General features: G+C 69.5%; 15 protein-coding genes and 1 riboswitch. Of the genes, 9 read left to right on the top strand and 6 right to left on the bottom strand.

Translation table 11 applies throughout. The annotated features are described in order from the left end of the window. Position 1 precedes the first annotated feature (1 nt). The 3 genes from paaC to paaE are packed head-to-tail and all read left to right on the top strand — an operon-like array spanning position 2 to position 2,411. Positions 2-859, top strand: coding sequence for a 1,2-phenylacetyl-CoA epoxidase subunit PaaC (gene paaC, locus BS329_RS30055; RefSeq protein ID WP_076164837.1), 858 nt, complete (start codon positions 2-4; stop codon positions 857-859). Continuing rightward, positions 853-1,341 carry a 1,2-phenylacetyl-CoA epoxidase subunit PaaD gene (gene paaD / locus BS329_RS30050; RefSeq protein WP_076164834.1) on the top strand — a complete coding sequence of 163 codons (489 nt, stop codon included), beginning with the start codon at positions 853-855 and terminating at the stop codon, positions 1,339-1,341. The genes paaC and paaD overlap by 7 nt, the downstream gene beginning before the upstream one ends. Further along, entirely contained in the window at positions 1,341-2,411 is a 1,071-nt protein-coding gene (gene paaE, locus BS329_RS30045) for a 1,2-phenylacetyl-CoA epoxidase subunit PaaE (protein WP_076164833.1), read from the top strand. The genes paaD and paaE overlap by 1 nt, the downstream gene beginning before the upstream one ends. Positions 2,412-2,812: 401 nt before the next feature. Here the strand turns inward: paaE and BS329_RS30040 are convergent, their stop codons facing one another. Then, positions 2,813-4,378 carry an ATP-binding cassette domain-containing protein gene (locus tag BS329_RS30040; RefSeq protein WP_076164831.1) on the bottom strand — a complete coding sequence of 522 codons (1,566 nt, stop codon included), beginning with the start codon at positions 4,376-4,378 and terminating at the stop codon, positions 2,813-2,815. Between the two features lie 588 nt (positions 4,379-4,966). Continuing rightward, positions 4,967-5,221: a hypothetical protein gene (locus BS329_RS30035; RefSeq protein ID WP_076164829.1), complete on the bottom strand. Its 255-nt coding sequence runs from the start codon at positions 5,219-5,221 to the stop codon at positions 4,967-4,969. Between the two features lie 170 nt (positions 5,222-5,391). Here BS329_RS30035 and BS329_RS30030 point away from each other — a divergent pair, with 170 nt between their 5' ends. Next, positions 5,392-6,480 (top strand): dihydrofolate reductase family protein, encoded by a 1,089-nt coding sequence (locus BS329_RS30030; protein WP_076164827.1) that lies wholly within the window; start codon positions 5,392-5,394, stop codon positions 6,478-6,480. A 210-nt stretch (positions 6,481-6,690) separates the two neighbouring features. Here BS329_RS30030 and cobN read toward each other — a convergent pair whose 3' ends face one another. From cobN to BS329_RS30010, 4 genes are all read right to left on the bottom strand, one after another. Then, a complete protein-coding gene (gene cobN, locus BS329_RS30025) occupies positions 6,691-10,272 on the bottom strand; it encodes a cobaltochelatase subunit CobN (protein WP_076164826.1) in 3,582 nt (1,193 codons plus the stop codon). 53 nt (positions 10,273-10,325) lie between these two features. Further along, positions 10,326-10,400: riboswitch (cobalamin riboswitch) on the bottom strand. 202 nt (positions 10,401-10,602) lie between these two features. Further along, positions 10,603-10,845, bottom strand: a complete 243-nt coding sequence (locus BS329_RS30020) for a helix-turn-helix transcriptional regulator (RefSeq protein ID WP_076164824.1) — start codon at positions 10,843-10,845, stop codon at positions 10,603-10,605. 3 nt (positions 10,846-10,848) lie between these two features. Next, a complete protein-coding gene (locus BS329_RS30015; RefSeq protein WP_076164822.1) occupies positions 10,849-11,700 on the bottom strand; it encodes an ABC transporter permease in 852 nt (283 codons plus the stop codon). Continuing rightward, a complete protein-coding gene (locus BS329_RS30010; protein ID WP_076164820.1) occupies positions 11,697-12,605 on the bottom strand; it encodes an ABC transporter ATP-binding protein in 909 nt (302 codons plus the stop codon). Before BS329_RS30010 ends, BS329_RS30015 begins: the two co-directional genes overlap by 4 nt. Before the next feature lie 98 nt (positions 12,606-12,703). Between BS329_RS30010 and BS329_RS30005 the strand changes: the two genes are divergently transcribed. The 5 genes from BS329_RS30005 to helR all read left to right on the top strand — a co-directional run bounded on the left by BS329_RS30005 (position 12,704) and on the right by helR (position 18,797). Further along, entirely contained in the window at positions 12,704-13,801 is a 1,098-nt protein-coding gene (locus BS329_RS30005; RefSeq protein WP_076164818.1) for a precorrin-3B synthase, read from the top strand. Continuing rightward, positions 13,798-14,421 (top strand): precorrin-8X methylmutase, encoded by a 624-nt coding sequence (locus BS329_RS30000; RefSeq protein WP_076164817.1) that lies wholly within the window; start codon positions 13,798-13,800, stop codon positions 14,419-14,421. The genes BS329_RS30005 and BS329_RS30000 overlap by 4 nt, the downstream gene beginning before the upstream one ends. Continuing rightward, positions 14,418-15,926, top strand: a complete 1,509-nt coding sequence (locus tag BS329_RS29995) for a precorrin-2 C(20)-methyltransferase (RefSeq protein ID WP_076164815.1) — start codon at positions 14,418-14,420, stop codon at positions 15,924-15,926. Before BS329_RS30000 ends, BS329_RS29995 begins: the two co-directional genes overlap by 4 nt. Next, positions 15,926-16,516, top strand: a complete 591-nt coding sequence (locus BS329_RS29990) for a WD40 repeat domain-containing protein (protein WP_076164813.1) — start codon at positions 15,926-15,928, stop codon at positions 16,514-16,516. Before BS329_RS29995 ends, BS329_RS29990 begins: the two co-directional genes overlap by 1 nt. Before the next feature lie 109 nt (positions 16,517-16,625). Continuing rightward, positions 16,626-18,797, top strand: a complete 2,172-nt coding sequence (helR, locus tag BS329_RS29985; protein WP_208619296.1) for an RNA polymerase recycling motor ATPase HelR — start codon at positions 16,626-16,628, stop codon at positions 18,795-18,797. Positions 18,798-18,818 lie beyond the last annotated feature (21 nt).

Here is an 18,818-nt window from a genome sequence, read left to right as displayed (position 1 = left end):
CATGAGCTTCGACAACGCCTACGAGGCGATCACCGAGGAGAACGACTCCCGCTGGGCCTTCGGCACCGGGTTCGAGGATCCACTGTCCGGAGTGGACACCACGGTCCCGTCCGGTGTGGACGGTGCCAGGCTGGCGGCCTACTGCCTGATGCTCGGCGACGACGCGCTGATCTTCTCGCACCGGCTCCAGGAGTGGTGCACGAACGCGCCCGAACTCGAGGACGAGGTCGCGCTCGCCAACATCGCGCTCGACCTGCTCGGGCAGGCGCGGCTGCTGCTGGCCCGCGCGGGCAAGGCCGACGGCGGCGACCGGAGCGAGGATTCCTACGCGTTCTTCCGGAGCGAGCAGGAGTACCGCAACGTCCGGCTCGCCGAACTCGGAGGCGGGCACTTCGGGCATCTGATCGCCCGGCTGCTGGTGTTCTCGATCTGGCGGCTCGCGCTCCTGCAGCGGTTGCAGTCCTCTGTGGACCCCGTGCTCGCGGCCATCGCGGACAAGGGAGTCAAGGAAGTCACCTACCATCGGGATTACGCCGCGCAGTGGGCGGTCCGGCTCGGCGACGGAACCGAACTGTCGCGTGAGCGGATGCAGGAAGGCATCGACGCGGTCTGGCCCTACCTCGGCGAGCTGTTCACCGCGCACGAGGTCGAGTTCGTCGATGCGCCGTCGCTGCGGCCCGAGTTCGACGCGATCCTCGACGAGGTGCTCGCCGCCGCGACCCTGACCCGGCCTGAAACCGGCGCGCTCGCCGGGGTCTCCGGCCGGATGGGCCGCGACGGCGTGCACACCGAGCGGATGGGCCTCCTGCTGGCGGAACTGCAGAGCGTCGCCAGGGAACACCCGGACGCGACATGGTGACCGCGTACGCCGTGGCGGCCACGGTCACCGATCCGGAACTGCCGATGCTCACCCTCGCCGACCTCGGCGTGCTGCGTGAAGTGACCGAATCCGGCGGTCGCGTGGTCGTGGCGATCACCCCGACCTACACCGGCTGCCCGGCGATGGACACCATGCGCGACGACCTCGTCCACGCGCTGACCGGCGCGGGCTACGCCGAGGTCGAGGTCCGCACGGTCCTCCAGCCTGCCTGGTCGACGGACTGGATCACCGACGACGGCAAGCGGAAACTGGCCGAAGCGGGGATCGCGCCGCCGGGGGCCGCGCCGCGGCGGACCGGCCCGATCCCGCTCACGCTGAGCCCGCCGGTGTCGTCGGTCCGCTGCCCGCACTGCGGTTCCGCGGACACCGAGGAACAGTCCCGGTTCAGCGCGACGGCGTGCAAAGCCCTGCGCCGCTGCCGGTTCTGCCTCGAACCGTTCGAACACGTCAAGGAGATCTAGTGACTGCCACGCTCCGCCGCACGGGTTTCCACACGCTGACGGTGGCCGACGTCCAGCGTTTGTGCGACGACGCCGTCGCGGTGACCTTCGACGTGCCCGAAGACCTCGCCGAAACCTTCCGCTTCAAGGCCGGTCAGTCGCTGACCCTGCGCCGCGAGGTCGACGGCCGCGACGAGCGCAGGTCGTACTCGATCTGCGCGCCTGCCGGTGCGGCTCCGCGAGTCGGCGTCCGCGAGGTGCCGGGCGGGCTGTTCTCGTCGTGGCTCGTGCACGACGTGCGGCCCGGCGACGAGATCGAGGTCGCGGCGCCGACCGGGCAGTTCACCCCGGATCTGGCGGCCGCCGGGCACCATGTGCTGGTCGCGGCCGGGTCCGGGATCACGCCGGTGCTGTCGATCGCGTCCTCGCTGCTCAGCGATTCCGAGGCGACGGTGACGGTGCTCTACGGCAACCGCCGCACGGACACCGTCATGTTCGCCGACGACCTCGCGGACCTCAAGGACCGTTACCCCGCCCGGCTCGAACTCGTCCACGTGCTCTCCCGCGAGCCGCGCGAGGCCGAACTGTTCACCGGCCGGCTGGACGTCGAGAAACTGCGGCGCCTGTGCACCGTGCTGATCCCGATCGAAGACGTCGCGCACTGGTGGCTGTGCGGGCCGTTCGAGATGGTGACCGGCGCGCGGGAACTGCTGCGCTCGCTGGACGTCGCGGGCGAGAACATCCATCAGGAACTGTTCTATGTGGACACTCCGCCGGAGCCGGTGCACCACGTCGATCCGGCCGTCGTGGGGTCCTCCAGCGAGGTGACACTGGTCCTCGACGGCCGGTCGACGACGATGACGCTGCCGCGGAACTCCTCCCTGCTGGACGGCGCGCAGAAGTACCGGCCGGACCTGCCGTTCGCCTGCAAGGGCGGGGTATGCGGGACCTGCCGGGCGAAGATCTGCGACGGCACGGTGGACATGCGGCGCAACTTCGCGCTGGAGAAGGCCGAAGTCGACGCCGGTTTCGTGCTCACCTGCCAGTCGGTGCCGGTCTCCGAAGCCGTCACCGTGGACTTCGACGCCTGAACGGCGATCACGCGTGCTTGGACGGCGACCTCGCGTGCTTGAATGACGATCACGTGTGTCTGAACGGCGATCTCGCGTGTTTGGACGGCGATCTCGCGTGTTTGAATGGCGATCTCGCGTGTCTGAACGGCGATCACGTGTGTTCGGGCCCGTAACTCGCCACTACAGGTGTGTTGCGGGTCCTGGCACGCGAGTTACGGGTCTGAACACGCGAGTTACGGGTCTGAACACGCGAGTTTCGGGCCGAGTACGCGAGTGCGGACCTTCGGGGCCACACCACCTGCACCGGGCATGTCGCGAAAGCCACTTTCGGGACATCAGATGTCCCGAAAGTGGCTTTCGCGACACCCAGATCAGCACTCGGAGCCAGCATGTAGGACGCCACCTTTGCCTCACCCCGGCTAGATCTCCAGCCATCGGGTGATGCCGAGGTCCGTCAGGAACGGCCGGTCGTGGCTCGCCACGATCAACGCGCCCCGATAGGCCCGCAACGCCTCGGTGAGCCGTCGCACGCTCGCCAGGTCGAGGTTGTTCGTCGGCTCGTCGAGCAGGAGCAGTTTCGGTGTCGGTTCCGTGAGCAGCAACGCCGCCAGCGCCGCGCGGAACCGCTCCCCGCCGGACAGTGACGCCACCTCGCGGTCGGCCGTCGCGCCCCGGAACAGGAACCGGGCCAGCCGGGCGCGGATCTCGTTGTCGGTGAGCGACGGCGCGACCCGCCGGACGTTGTCCACTATGGACAGTGTGTCGTCGAGGACGTCGAGCCGCTGGGGAAGCAGCCGGGCGGGGACGAACAGCCCCACCTCACCCGAGCGCGGCGGGAGTTCGCCGGTGATCGTGCGGAGCAGGGTGGTCTTGCCGGAACCGTTCGGGCCGACGAGCGCGATCCGCTCCGGGCCCATGACGTGCAGGTTCACCGGCGGGCCGAACCGGGGAACGGCGTCGATCCGGAGCACGTCGTTCCCCTGGAATACCAGGGTTTCCGGGAGTTCGACGCGGATCTCGGCGTCCTCGCGCACCAGCTCTTCGGCGGCTTTCAGCGTTTCGACAGCGCCCTCCAGTCTGTCGGTGTGCAGATTCCGGTGCTTGCCCGCCGCGATTTGCGCGTCCTCCTGGCGTTTACGCATCCGGACCTTGGGTTCGCGTTTCTGGTCCCACATCTTCTGGCCGTAGCGGGCCCGCCGGTCGAGTTTCATCCCGGCCTCGACCAGTTCCCGCTTCTGTCGTTTGACGTCGGATTCCGCGGCCCGGACATGCCTGCGCGCGGCTTCCTGGGCCACCTCGACGGCGTGCTCGTAGTCCGCGAGGTTGCCGCCGTACGTGATGACTTCGCCGTTGCGGACCTCGTCGATCCGGTCGACCAGCTGGAGCAGCTCGCGGTCGTGGGAGACCACCACGAGGATCCCGCTCCAGCCCTCCACCTCGCGGTGCACGAGTTCGCGGGCCCGGAGGTCGAGGTTGTTCGTGGGCTCGTCGAGCAGCAGCACGGCGGGACGGCGCAGGAGCAGGGCGGCCAGCCCGAGCAGTGTGAGCTCGCCGCCGGACAGGTCCCCCGCCCGCTCGTCCAGGCGGACGGCGCCCAGGCCGAGCCTGTCGAGGATCGCGCGAGTGCGTTCCTTGACGTCCCAGTTGTCGCCGATGGTGGCGAAGTGCTCCTCAGTGGTGTCACCATTCTCGACGGCCTTGATCGCCGAGCGGATCGCGGTGACGCCGAGCACGTCGTCGACGCGGCGGCCGGTGTCGAGGACGAGGTTCTGCGGCAGGTAGCCGATTTCCCCCGGTGCGGTGATCGAGCCGGACTCGGGCCGCAGCCCGCCCGCGAGCAGCCTGAGCAGCGTGGACTTGCCGGACCCGTTCGTGCCGACGAGGCCGGTGCGGCCGATACCCACGGTGAGCGAGAGGTGTTCGAAGACCGGGCCGCCGTCGGGCCAGGTGAAGGTGACGTCGGAAAGCGTCAGTGAAGTAGACATGAGACTCCCTGCGAAGGAGGTGGGATAAGGGCGCAGGTTCGTCTCACAAGAACATAAGGCCAGGGTAGCCCGCACGCGGCTTCGATGCGACCGAATTTCTCCCCGGGCATCCTGTTGTCCGCCGCGGTCTCGCTGGGGCGCGATCACGGTCCGCGCGGTTTCGTGCTAGTTGCCGTTTCGCGGCAACGGAGCGGTCAGGAATGGTGGGCCTGCCCGGCGCGACTTCACCGCCGCCGCGCGGAATGTGAAAGCCATCGCCGAACACTGCGCAACGAAAGCTGTATTCATGCGGAAGCAAGGCAGTCCCGTGGCTCGCCTGAACAAGCGTCGTCGTTTCGCGGCGACAGGATCAGAACGGTGGCTCCTCGGCGCGGGGTGTGTGCAGCGGCGGAGGCGTGCTGTCGTAGGTTGGGCCGGTCGGTGTTGGCCCGGAACTGCCACGGGATGGAGTGGTCGAGGTCGCAGGCCTGGGCGGGCCGGTGGCATCCTCGTCGGACAGCCATGCTGTGGCCGTAACGACTCTCATCACGCCGAACCCGTCCACCTGGCCCTTGTCCATTAAGCCAAGGGTACGGGGCAGCCTGATGATCAACGCCTCGGTGGCGGCGACGCGTACTTGGCGCCCACCGACAGGGCGAACGCGGCTTCATGGGTGACGCTACGCGTGCCTTCGCGATGCCGGTTCAGCTGGGCCAGGGCGATCCCCGCCGGCGCCGCTTGCGCGAGGGCAACGGATGCGTTGTCTTCCAACGAATCCACGGCGGTATTCATGGCCTTCAGATTGTCGGAGTCGGTGATTTCCTCGCCACCGTCGCCGATATTCGGTAGTGCCAGTCGTGGCAAGGGAAATCCGGGATGTGTGCTGACCGTTATTGCGCTCTCTTGGTGCTCCGTGGGTTCCGTGCGGTTGTCGCCGAATTTCGGTAATCGAGGACCTGGCACAAGCCCCAAACGCCCCGAGCGACGGTCTGTCACCTCGGCGACCCGCGACTGGCCGGGGCATACTGGCGGACGTGATCGAACGCCCTCACGTCCTGTTGTCCGCCGCGGTCTCGCTGGACGGTTATCTCGACGACGCGACCGACAACCGGCTCGTGCTGTCCGACCAGGACGACTGGGCCAGGGTGGACGGGCTGCGGGCGGCCTCGGACGCGATCCTGGTCGGCGCGAACACCGTCCGCACCGACAACCCGCGGTTGCTGGTCCGCTCACCCGACCTGGTCGCCGAGCGGGTCGCCGCCGGGCGTCCGGAACAGCCGGTCAAGGTCACGCTCACGCGGAGCGGGTCACTCGATCCGGCGGCGCAGTTCTTCACTGTCGGTGACGCGGAGAAGCTGGTCTACGCCCCGCCTGGCGTCGTCACGGGGGTCAAAGCGACGGTTGTCGAGCTGATCGGCCTGCGGGAAATGCTGGCCGACCTCCACTCCCGCGGCGTACGGCGGCTGATGGTCGAGGGCGGCGGCGCGATCCACACGCGGTTTCTCACCGAAGGACTGGTCGACGAGCTGCATCTGGCGATCGCGCCGTTCTTCGTCGGCGACCCGCGAGCGCCCCGGTTCACCGGGCCCGGCGCGTTCCCGCGTGGGTTGACGCTGACCGGCACGACGAGGCTGGGCGACATCGCCGTGCTGGAGTACCACGCCACGCCCGAACCGTCCGAAGTGGACATTCTGCGGTTGCGTGAGGCCATCGCCCTGGCCGAGAACTGCCCGCCGCGGACGTTCCGCGTCGGCGCGGTCATCACCGACGCCGACGGCGAAGTCATCTCCACCGGCTACTCCGGCGACGGTGATCCGGCGAACCACGCCGAAGAAGCCGCGCTCGCCAAGCTCGAACCAGGAGATCCGAGACTGGCGGACGCGACCATGTACACGTCGCTGGAGCCGTGCAGCTCCCGGACCTCACATCCGAGGAGCTGCACCCGGCTCATCCTCGACGCCGGTATCCCGCGTGTCGTGTTCGCCTGGCGCGAGCCGTCGGTGTTCGTCGACTGCGTCGGGGCCGAAACGCTGGAAGCGGCCGGACGCCGGGTGATCGAGGTGCCTGCCCTCGCCGCCGACGTCCGCCGCGCGAACACCCATATCCCGGGTGTCCGCCCTTGAGCTACTTGCAGGCGTCGCAGCAGCCGCAGCCCAGACCGGTGCACGCCGAGCAGCAACCGTGGCGAAGCACGACCTTCAACAGACGCTTGATCATCGCTGTCCTCCCGATCGTTGTCGTCCCACCGCCCCTGCCACGCTAAGTTCCGCGCATACGACAGTGGTACCGCCGGGAGTGCCAAGCGGCTGCTCCAGCGGGTGACAGCGAGGCTCTCAGGATTCGAGGTCGCCCTCCAGCGAGAGGTAGACCTCGCGTAGCTGAGCCAAAAGATCGGCGTCCGGCTCCGCCCACAGTCCCCGATCGGCCGCCTCGTTCAGTCGCTCGATGATGCCGCGCAGCGCCCACGGGTTGGCCTGGCGCAGGAACTCCTGGTTGACCTCGTCGAGCACGTAGGACTCGGTGAGCTTCTCGTACATCCAGTCGCCGACCACCCCGGCGGTGGCGTCGAAACCGAAGAGGTAATCGACCGTCGCCGCCAGTTCGAAGGCGCCCTTGTAGCCGTGCTTGCGCATCGCGGCCAGCCAGCGCGGGTTGACCACGCGGGCGCGGAAGACGCGGGCGGTCTCCTCGCCGAGGGTGCGGGTGCGGACCGCGTCCGGGGTGGTGCTGTCGCCGACGTAGGACGCCGGAGCGGTCCCGGTCAGCGCGCGGACCGTCGCGATCATGCCGCCGTGGTACTGGAAGTAGTCGTCGGAGTCGGCGATGTCATGCTCACGGGTGTCGGTGTTCTTCGCCGCGACCACGATCCGCTTGTACGAGTTCTCCATGTCCTCGCGCGCCGGCCTGCCGTCGAGGTCGCGGCCGTAGGCGAAGCCGCCCCACACCGCGTAGACCTCGGCGAGATCCTTGTCGTCCCGCCAGTTCCCGGAGTCCATCAGCGGAAGCAGGCCCGCGCCGTACGCGCCGGGCTTGGAGCCGAAGATCCTCGTGGTGGCCCGGCGTTCGTCACCGTGCGCGGCGAGATCCGCGCGGGTGTGGGCGCGGACGAAGTTCTGCTCGTCCGGTTCGTCCAGGTTCGCGACCAGGCGCACGGCGTCGTCCATCAGGGCGATCACATGCGGGAAGGCGTCGCGGAAGAAACCGCTGATCCGCACGGTGACGTCGACCCGCGGGCGGCCGAGTTCGGCGAGCGGGATCGCCTCGATCCCGGTGACCCGCCGTGACGCCTCGTCCCAGACCGGCTGGACACCCAGCAGGGCAAGGACTTCCGCCGCGTCGTCACCCGACGTGCGCATGGCCGACGTGCCCCAGACCGAGAGGCCGACCGAACGTGGCCAGTCACCGGTGTCCTCCTTGTAGCGGCGGAGAAGCGAGTCGGCGAGTGCCTGCCCGGTCTCCCAGGCGAGGCGGCTCGGGATGGCCTTCGGGTCGACGGTGTAGAAGTTGCGGCCGGTCGGCAGCACGTTGATCAGGCCACGCAGGGGAGAACCACTGGGACCCGCCGGGATGTAGCCGCCGTCGAGCGCGTGGAGCACGGCGTCGATCTCGGCACCGGTGCCCGCCAGGCGCGGCACGATCTCGGTGGCGGCGAAGGTCAGCACGCGGGCGACCTCCTGGTGTTCGGGGGTGTCGGCGACGACCTCGGCGACGGCGGCAGGGGACCAGTCCCTGGCCTCCATCGCCTCGACGAGCGAGCGGGCCTTCTGCTCGATGGCGTCCACTTCGGACAGTGGAGCGTCGCTGTTCTCCTTCAGCCCCAAGGCGGAACGAAGGCCCGGAACAGCACCTTGCTTGCCGCCCCACATCTGCTGGGCGCGCAGCATCGCGAGCACGAGGTTGATCCGCGCCTCACCCTCCGGCGCGGCACCGAGGATGTGCAGGCCGTCGCGGATCTGGGCGTCCTTGACCTCGCACAGCCAGCCGTCGATGTGCAGCAGGAAGTCGTCGAACTCCGCGTCGTGCGGGCGTTCCTCGACACCGAGGTCGTGGTCGAGCTTCGCGGCCTGGATCAGCGTCCAGATCTGCGCGCGGACCGCGGGCAGCTTCGCCGGGTCCATCGCGGCGATGTTGGCGTGCTCGTCGAGAAGCTGCTCCAGGCGGGCCATGTCGCCGTAGCTCTCGGCGCGGGCCATCGGCGGGATCAGGTGGTCGACGATCGTGGCGTGCGCGCGCCGTTTCGCCTGGGCGCCCTCGCCGGGGTCGTTGATCAGGAACGGGTAGATCAGCGGCAGGTTGCCGAGGACGGCGTCCGGCGCGCAGGAGGCCGAGAGGCCCGCGGTCTTGCCGGGCAGCCATTCCAGCGAACCGTGTTTGCCGAGGTGGACGACGGCGTGCGCGCCGAACTCCTGCTCCAGCCAACGGTAGGCGGCGAGATAGTGGTGGCTCGGCGGGAGATCCGGGTTGTGGTAGATCGCCACCGGGTTCTCGCCGAAGCCGCGGGGCGGCTGGATCATCAGGATCACGTTGCCGGACCGCAGCGACGCCAGGACGATGTCGCCGTTGTCGACGTACAGTTCACCGGGGGCGGGACCCCAGTGCTCCTCCATCCCTTCGCGCAGCTCCGCGGGCAGCTCGGCGAACCACTCGCGATACTTGTCGGCCGGGACGCGGATCGGGTTGCCGGACAACTGTTCCTCGGTCAGCCACTCCGGATCCTGGCCGCCCGCGGCGATGAGCGCGTGGATCAGGGCGTCGCCGTCCGGTTGATCGGTGCCGGTGGGCTCGACGCCGGGGAACGGGTCTTCGCCGAGGTCGTAACCCCGGTCGCGCATGCGTCGCAGCAGCTCGATCGCGGACGCGGGAGTGTCGAGACCGACGGCGTTGCCGACGCGGGAGTGCTTCGTCGGGTACGCCGACAGCATCAGCGCGATCTTGCGCTCCTGAGGCGGCGTGTGCCGCAACCGGGCGTGCGCCAGCGCGATCTTGGCGACGCGGGACGCGCGCTCGGCGTCCGGCACATACTTGGGGAGGCCGTCGTCGTCGATCTCCTTGAACGAGAACGGGACGGTGATCAGGCGGCCGTCGAACTCCGGGACGGCCATCTGGTTGCCCGCGTCGAGCGGGGAGAGCCCGTCGTCGTTGGCCGACCAGGTCTCGCGATCGCTGGTGAGGCACAGCGCCTGGAGAATCGGGATGTCGAGCGCGGCCATCTCGGCGACGTCCCACGCCTCGTCGTCCCCGCCCGCCCCGACCTCGGACGGTTTGGTGCCGCCCGCGGCCAGCACGGTGACGAGGAGCGCGTCGGCCTTGGCCAGCTCGGCCATCATCTCCGGCTCGCGGGTGCGCAGGGACGCGCAGTGGATCGGGAGCGCGCGGCCACCAGCGTCCTCGATGGCGTCGGAGAGGGCGTGGACGAACTCGGTGTTCCCGGACAGGTGATGCGCGCGGTAGTAGAGGATCGCGATGACCGGGCCGTCTGTTCGCTTCGGTGTGCGTTGGAGGACTCCCCACAGCGGCTGTACCGCGGGCGGCTCGAAGCCGTCACCGGTGAGCAGGAGCGTGTCGCTGAGGAAGCGGTGCAGCTGGGTGAGGTTCTCCGGCCCGCCCTGCGCCAGGTACGCGTGGGCCTCGGCGGCCGTACCGGCCGGGACCGTCGAGAGCTTCATGAGCTGCGCGTCCGGCGTCTGCTCGCCGCCGAGGACGACCACGTGCGCGCCGCTCGCGCGGACCGTGTCGAGCCCGTCGGACCAGCTGCGCTCGGACCCGAGGATCCGGACGACGACGATCTGGGCGCCGTCAAGCAACGCGGGCAACTCGGCCAGGTCGAGCCGGGCCGGGTTGGCCAGCCGGTAGTCGGCCTCGCCGGCGCGGGCGCTGAGCAGGTCGGTGTCCGAAGTGGACAGAAGCAGGATCACGGCAGTCCTCACTCGGGGTGTCCGCGCCCCGGGTCGTGCGGTCGCGACGGCCGGAGTTCCTGGCTTCCCCTCTTTCGGCCGGAGGGGTGACAGTGGCGGGACCGCCCCGGAGTCTCACCGGGTTCCTCCGCTTGCCGACGCGTGGGTTCCCGCTCACTCTCCGGTGCGGTCCGGCGGGAGTCAAGGTGATGTGTCCGGCAGGGGCGAGTGCCCGGGTCGACCTGGTCACCCTGAAGTACGTGAAGGCCCCCTTCATTGCGCTAGGCGCAGTGAAGGGGGCCTTCACGTACTTGGGACGGGGGTGAAGGGCGAGTTTCCTCTTCAGCAGGCTCATGCCGTCCGCTCCGAGGAATCGCCGATGCGCGGGAAAGGGGCGGTGGAGAAGATGATCTCCACCGCCACCTCGAAGAACTCCGCGATCCGCAGCGCGAGGTAGAGACTCGGGCTGTACTCGCCGCGTTCGAGGTAGCCGATGGTCTGGTAGTGCACGCCCAGCGCATCGGCGAGCTCGCGGCGGGAGATGCCCCGTTCCGCCCGCAGCATCGCGATCCGGTTGTAAACGACCTCGCTCATGAACTAGCCAATTCGCTGCATCGCCTTTTCCCGTCGTGCCGCCACCGAGGACCCGGACTCGCGCCGCGCCATGCGCCGCAGGACGACCGGGGCCAGTGCCAATCCGATCACGGCCCACGCGGTCAGCACGCCGAGGGTCTCCCACGGCCGCCAAGATTGCCCGATCTCGATCATCACCGTCGAGTCCGGCAGCAACGAGGACCGCATACCGAGGCCGAGCCAGTACATCGGGAACACCTGCCCGATCCCTTGAAGCCATTCCGGCAGCGCGGTGATCGGGTAGAAGATCCCCGAGATCGCGCCGATTCCCAGCGTGGGCAGCATGATCAGGCCGATGCTGCGCGCGTTCGTGGTCAGCGAGCCGAAAATCGCGCCCATCGGCATGGTGGCGAGCAGGCCGAGCGCCAGCACCCACAGCAGACCCAGCCACGACGCCCACCCGCCGGGTGCGATGCCGTCGAACAGGAACAGGCTGGGGATCAGGACCAGCAGGATGCCGATGACCGTGCTCAAGGACACCGTGACGACCTTGCCGACGAGATAGCCGACCATGCCGTTCGGGGTCGCCTTGGCACGCAGGAGGGTGCCGTCCTCGCGTTCGACGGCGAGGACGCCCGCCATCCCGAGCATGCCGCTGAACACGATCGACGCGCCCAGCACACTCGGCACGGTGGCGGCGCCGAGTGAGAACTCCGTGCCCGGCAGTTTCGCGTCGCGCATGAAGAACATGACGATGATGAAGATCACCGGGAACATGAAGGTATTGAACAGGTCCTCGCGGTTGGTCATCATCTGGCGGGCTTCGAGCCAGCCTCGTCGGATGCCCAGCCGGACGCTGTGCTGAACCGACCTCATCGCGCGCTCACCTCCAAGCTGGGAGCTTCGGCCTTACGGACCAGGGTCATGTAGGTGTCCTCCAGCGACGCCCGCCGGACCTCGAGGTCGCCGATGGCGTCCCCGTGCTGCTTGAACAGTTCGTGCACGTACTTCGTCGATTCGGTCGTCGAGTGGACGAACCGCTGGCCGTCCAGCGTCCAGCGCACCTCGGCCTCGCCGGCGATCTGCCTGCTCAGCGCGTCGGCGGAACCGTCGGCGACGATCCGGCCGTGGTTCAGGATCAGGATCCGGTCGGCCAGTTTCTCGGCCTCGTCGAGGTCGTGCGTGGTCAGCAGGATCGTCGTGTTGTCGTCGTCGGTCAGCCGGTGCACGAGTTCGTGGAACTCCCGCCGGGCCTCCGGGTCCAGCCCGGCCGTCGGTTCGTCGAGGAACAGCAGTTCCGGACGGCCGACGATGCCGATCGCGACGTCCAGCCTGCGCCGCTGCCCGCCCGAGAGCATCCGGACCTTCTTGTCCGCGTGCTCGGTCAGCCCGACCGCGGCGACCAGTTCGTCCGGATCCCACGGCCGCTTGATGCGGTCGGTGGAGTACGGCGCGTAGTAGCCGCCGAGGTGCTCCAGCAGTTCCCGCACCCGCCACTTCGCGTGGTCGCGCCAGGCCTGGAGGACGACCCCCAGTCGCGCCCTCCAGTTCTCGTCCGCGTGTGCCGGGTCGGTGCCCAGCACGCTGACCTCGCCTTCCGAGCGCATCCGGAAGCCTTCGAGGATCTCGATCGTCGTCGTCTTGCCCGCTCCGTTCGGCCCCAGCAGGCAGATCACCTCGCCGCGGTGCGCGGTGAAGTCCACGCCGTGGAGGACGTCGTTCGTCCCGTACCGCATCCGAAGATCTTCGACGGAGATCATCAGGTCTTGTGGATCTCTCATTGGTCACCCCCATCTCAGTGATACGACTGAATGTAGCACACCTACTACGTATGATCTGAGAAATACTCTCGCCCGAGGGCGCCATCTACAGTGAGCGCATGTCCACGAGCACGCGTGTCCGAGCCGACGCGTGCCCCGGCGTTTTCGCCACGCACGACGCGGCCGACGGTCCGCTCGCCCGGGTCCGGCTGCCCGGCGGCGCCATCACGAAAAACCAGCTCAGTGCGCTCACGGACGCCGCCGACGACCTCGGGGACGGCGCTCTCCACCTGACTTCCCGCGGCAACGTCCAGCTGCGCGGCGTCACCCGTCCCGGGCTCGCGAGCAGGCTCTCCGCAGCAGGGCTCCTGCCCTCGCCGTCGCATGAACGAGTCCGCAACATCCTCGCCTCGCCCCTGAGCGGCGTCGCCCAAGAACTCGCCCCGGCGCTCGACAGGGCCCTGTGCGCCGTCCCTGAGCTGGCCGAACTCCCCGGCCGCTTCCTCTTCGCGTTCGACGGCGGTCGCGGCGACGTCTCAGGGGAGGGTGCCGACGTCTGCTGGCGCGACGGCGCGTTGCTGCTCGACGGCGCCGACACCGGCCTGCGCGTCACCGCGGAGCACGCCGTCGAGGCGCTGATCTCGGTCGCGCGCGCCTTTGTCCGCATCAGGGGAGCCGCCTGGCGGGTCAGCGAACTTCCCGACCTGGAACCACTTCTTCACGACATACCGGGTGAAAAGGAAGAACCGCGGGTCTTCGACACGAACCCGGGCCTGCCTATCGGGTCCCTCAGCGACGCCATCGGGGTCGCGCCCGTCTTCGGCCGCCTGACCGCCGGACAGGCGCGCGCGATCGCGAAGGCCGGGGACGCCGTGGTGACGCCGTGGCGTTCCATCCTCGTCCTCGGCACCTTGGACGAGGACGCGGGATTGATCGTCGATCCCCAGGCGCCGTCGCTCGGGATCAGTGCCTGCATCGGGCGTCCGGGCTGCGCGAAGTCGCTCGCCGACGTCCGGGCCGACGCGGCGCGGGTCGGCGAGACCCCGAGGGTCCATTTCGCCGGTTGTGCGCGGCGGTGCGGAAAGCCCGCTCGCGAGCACGTCGACGTGCTCGCGACGGAGGACGGTTATCTGGTCGACGGGGCATGGGTCCCGGTCGGCGATCTGGCCAGGACGTTGGCGCGAAAGGGCAGTGCCGAAGTGAAAGGACAGCAGTGATCGACTACATCCGGGACGGGGCCGAGATCTACCGGCATTCGTTCGCCACCATCCGCGAGGAGGCGGATCTCGCGATCCTGCCCGACGACGTGGCGGTGCTGGCCGTGCGGATGATCCACGCGTGCGGGATGGTCGACCTGGTCGACGACCTCCGCTACAGCCTGGACGTGGTGGAGTCCGGCCGGGCGGCGCTCGAAGCGGGCGCGCCGATCCTCTGCGACGCGAACATGATCGCGTCCGGGGTGACCCGCAAACGTTTGCCTTCGGCCAACGAGGTGTTGTGCACGCTGTCCGATCCGAAGGTGCCGGGCCTGGCCGAACGGATGGGCACCACCCGTTCCGCGGCCGCGCTGGAGCTGTGGCGCGACAAGCTGCCCGGTTCCGTGGTGGCGATCGGCAACGCGCCCACCGCCCTGTTCCGCCTGCTGGAACTGCTGGACGAGGGCGTCGGCGCCCCGGCCGCGATCATCGGTGTCCCGGTGGGCTTCGTCGGCGCCGCCGAGTCCAAAGTGGAGCTCGCCGGGCGGGCCCCCGCGCCGTATCTGGTGGTGCACGGACGCCGCGGCGGCAGCGCGATGGCCGTCGCCGCGATCAACGCGATGGCGAGTGAGGTCGAATGAGCGGGCTCGGGAAACTCTGGGGGGTCGGGCTCGGACCCGGCGATCCGGAACTGATGACGGTCAAGGCCGCGCGGCTGATCGGCGAGGCCGACGTCATCGCCTATCACAGCGCCCGGCACGGCCGGAGCATCGCGCGTTCGGTCGCCGAGCCGTACCTGCGGCACGGCCAGCTCGAAGAGAAGCTGGTCTACCCGGTCACCACCGAGACCACCGACCACCCGGGCGGCTACGAAGGCGCCATCGCCGACTTCTACGAACTGAGCGCGAAACGGCTCGCCGAACATCTCGACGCCGGACGCGACGTGGTCGTGCTCTGCGAAGGCGACCCGTTCTTCTACGGCTCCTACATGTACATGCACGAACGGCTCGCCGACCGCTACGAGGCGACCGTGGTGCCCGGCGTGACGTCGGTCAGCGCGGCCTCGTCGGTGCTCGGCCGCCCGCTGGTGCAGCGCGACGAGGTCCTCACCATCCTGCCCGGCACGCTGCCCGCGCCGGAACTCGCGCGCCGCCTCGCCGACACCCAGGCCGCGGCCGTGCTCAAACTCGGCCGCACGTTCGGCAACGTCCGCGAGGCGCTGGCCGAAGCCGGGAAGCTGGACGACGCCGTCTACATCGAACGCGCGACCTGGCAGGCGCAGCGCGTCGAACCGCTCGCCGACGTCGACCCGGACTCGGTGCCGTACTTCTCGCTGGCGCTGCTGCCCAGCCCGGCCTACGCGTCGCGTCTCGCGGGAGAACAGGAGCCGGTCAAGCCCGTCGAAACCCACACCGGTGGCGAAGTCGTGGTCGTCGGCCTCGGCCCGGCGGGACCGGACTGGCTGACCCCCGAAGCGACCGGGGAACTGGCCGCGGCGGAACACATCGTCGGCTACGGCCCGTACGTCGCGCGCGTGCCGCAGCGCGCGGGCCAGCAACGGCACGCGTCGGGGAACCGGGTCGAGGCCGAACGCGCCGTCGAGGCGCTGGAACTGGCCGCGAAGGGCGCCAAGGTCGCGGTGGTGTCGTCGGGTGATCCCGGCGTGTTCGCGATGGCGTCGGCCGTGCTGGAGCAGGCTGGGAGCACCCTGCACGGCACGGGGACGCGGGTGCGGATCGTGCCGGGGGTGACCGCCGCGCAGGCGGCCGCGTCCCGGGTCGGCGCCCCGCTGGGGCACGACTACTGCGTGCTGTCGCTGTCCGACCGGCTCAAGCCGTGGGAGATCATCGAGAAACGGCTCGACGCGGCGGGTGCCGCGGACCTCGTGCTCGCGCTGTACAACCCGGCGTCGCGCACGCGGACCACGCAGCTCGCGAAGGCCCGTGACGTCCTGCTCCGGCATCGCGCGCCCGAGACGCCGGTGGTCGTCGCCCGCGACGTCGGGGGCGCGGAGGAGGACATCCGCGTCGTCACCCTCGGCACGCTGGATCCGGCGACGGTGGACATGCGCTGCCTGCTGATCGTGGGCTCGTCGAAGACCAGAGCCGAGAACGGAGTCGTCTGGACGCCGCGCACTTACGAGTGATGGCGTTAGCCCGGCGTTGCGCGCCTGCCCGAGCAGCACCGCGCGATCGTCCGTGCCGACCTTGGCGTGCACCGCCGAGAGGAAAGACCTTCGCCTTCCGCCACGACGACGGGCCGATCCAGCTGTGGGACATCGGCGATCCGGCCCGGTTCGCCGAACCGCGGGTCCTTCCGGTCGGCGGCGGGACCGCGTGGTCGCTCGCGTTCACCCCCGACGGGCGGACGCTGGTGGCGAGTCAGGGCCTGGACTCTTCCGCGGTGACACTCTGGGATATCACCGACCGCGTGCACGCCGTGCGGCTGGCGAAACTGGGCGGCAGTCCCGAAGGCATCGGACATCTCGCGTTCGGGCCGATCCGCGGAATCCGGTCGACCAGGCGCGGATCAGCGGGCTTCGCCGCGACGGTCAACTCGCTGGCGTACTGGCAGGACGGGCGCACGCTCGCGATCGGCGGCAGCGGTGTGCAACTGTGGCAGACGGACACGGGCCACGTCGGCGAGGAGATCTGCGCACTGGCGACGCCGAGGATCACGAGGGAAGAGTGGGAGAGGTGCTTTCCGGGGCTCGAGTACGCGCCACCGTGCGGATGAGGTGATTCCCTCCGTAATAAACATATAGCGCATAGGGGGACTTGCCACAAGACCCCGGTCATGCTTCAGACTCACTCGCCGTAGCCGAAACCTGGCGAAATGGGAGTCTGTGTCAACTCAGGGTCATGAAGAAGAGCTGCTGTCCGAGCGCGAGTACGTCGCCGGGCTCTACGCGCGCCTGGACGCCGAGCGCGCGCGGGTGAAGGGCGAGTACCAGGCGGCACTGGGGGGAACCGGCGGGACGGCCATGGAACGCGACGTCGAGGTGCGGGCGCTGGCCAGGGAGTCGCGGCGGCTGGACGTCGTGGACAACGGACTGTGCTTCGGCAGGCTGGACAGCGTCGCGGGGGAGACCTCCCACATCGGCCGGATCGGGCTTTTCGACGAGAAGAACGACTACGAACCGGTGCTGCTCGACTGGCGGGCACCGGCGGCACGCCCGTTCTACACCGCGACCGGCGCGACGCCGGAGAAGATGCGCCGTCGCCGTCAGTTCCACACACGCGGACGCGAGGTGCTCGGGTTCACCGACGAGGTGTTCGGCCGTCCCGGCGGCGACGTGGAGGGTGACGCCGCGCTGCTCGCGGCCGTCAACGCGCCGCGCGGCGACGGCATGCGCGACATCGTCGCGACGATCCAGGCCGAACAGGACGAGATCATCCGGCACGAACATCCCGGCGTGCTGGTGATCGAAGGCGGGCCGGGTACCGGCAAGACCGTGGTGGCGCTGCACCGCGTCGCCTACCTGCTCTACACCCAGCGCGAGCGGATGGAGCGCCACGGCGTGCTCGTCGTCGGGCCGAATCCGGCGTTCCTGCACCACATCGGCCGGGTCCTGCCGTCGCTGGGCGAGACCGACGTGGTGTTCATGACCACCGGCGACTTCGTTCCCGGCAAGCACGTCACCGCCGAGGACGGTCCGGAGGCGGTGCGGCTCAAGGGCTCGTTGAAGATGCTGGACGTGCTGGCCGCGGCCGTCGCCGATCGGCAGTCGCTGCCGGCGGAGCCGCTGCCGGTCGACCTGTCCGACGTCACCGTCCGGATCGACGCCGAGACCGCGGAATGGGCGAGGGAGGAGGCCCGCAAGAGCGGACTGCCGCACAACGAAGCGCGTGCGGTGTTCACCGACATCGTCACCTACGTCCTGACCGAGCGGGCGATCGCGCGGATCGGCCGCGGCTGGCTGAGCCGGGACGACCGCGACGAATGGGAGCGGCTGCGCAAGGACCTGCTCAAGGAACTGGCGGAGAGCGAGACGTTCACCGCCGCCCTCGACGCGCTTTGGCCGATCCTGACCCCGGAAAGCCTGCTGGGTTCGCTACTCGCGTCCCCGGAACGGCTTCGCGCGGCGGGTGCCGACCAGGCGCTGCTGCGTGCCGACGGCGAGGCCTGGACGGTGTCGGACACGCCGCTGCTCGACGAACTCGTCGACCTCCTCGGCCGTGACACGGCGGCCGAGAAAGCGGCCGAGGCAGCCGTCGCGCGGGAGAAGAAGGCCGAGGCTGAGTACGCCGAAGGTGTGCTGGACACGATGAAGCTGGACCGTGAGGAGATGGACGAGGACGTCCTCCTGTCCGCCGAAAACCTGCTCTTCGCCGACGAACTCGCCGATCGTTTCGTCGAGCACGACACGCGCAGCCTGGTCGAACGCGCTTCCGCGGACCGGGACTGGACCTACCGGCACGTCGTGGTCGACGAGGCGCAGGAACTGTCCGAAATGGACTGGCGGGTGCTGATGCGGCGAGCACCCAACCGGTCCTTCACCGTCGTCGGCGATCTGGCGCAACGCCGGTCCGAGGCGGGGGCGCGGTCATGGGGCTCGATGCTGGAGCCGTACGTGCCGGGCCGCTGGGTCTACCGATCGCTGACGGTGAACTACCGCACCCCGGCGGAGATCATGGCCGTCGCCGCCGCGGTGCTCGCCGAATTCGCGCCCGAGGTGCGGGCACCGGATTCGGTCCGCTCCAGCGGTGTCCTGCCGTGGGCTCGTCAGGTGGATTCCTGGGCAGCCGCCATCGAGGAGTTCGTCAAGGACGAAGCCGGGCGGGAGGGGACCAGTGTCGTGATCGGGCCGCCGGGGGTGCCGGGCACCGTGCCCGCCTCGGAGACGAAGGGCCTCGAGTTCGACGCCGTCCTCGTCGTGGACCCGGCGCGGATCCTCGCCGACGGCCCGCGCGGCGCGGCCGAACTCTACGTCGCGCTCACGCGCGCTACGCAGCGGCTCGGCGTCCTGCACGACGGCCCGCTGCCGCCTGCGCTGGCCGCGCTGGACCGCGACTAGAGGACTACTTGCGCCAGGTGG

The sequence above is a fragment of the Amycolatopsis coloradensis genome, assembly GCF_001953865.1.
GTDB lineage: Bacteria > Actinomycetota > Actinomycetes > Mycobacteriales > Pseudonocardiaceae > Amycolatopsis > Amycolatopsis coloradensis.
This window is presented reverse-complemented; position numbering and strand designations above follow the sequence as displayed.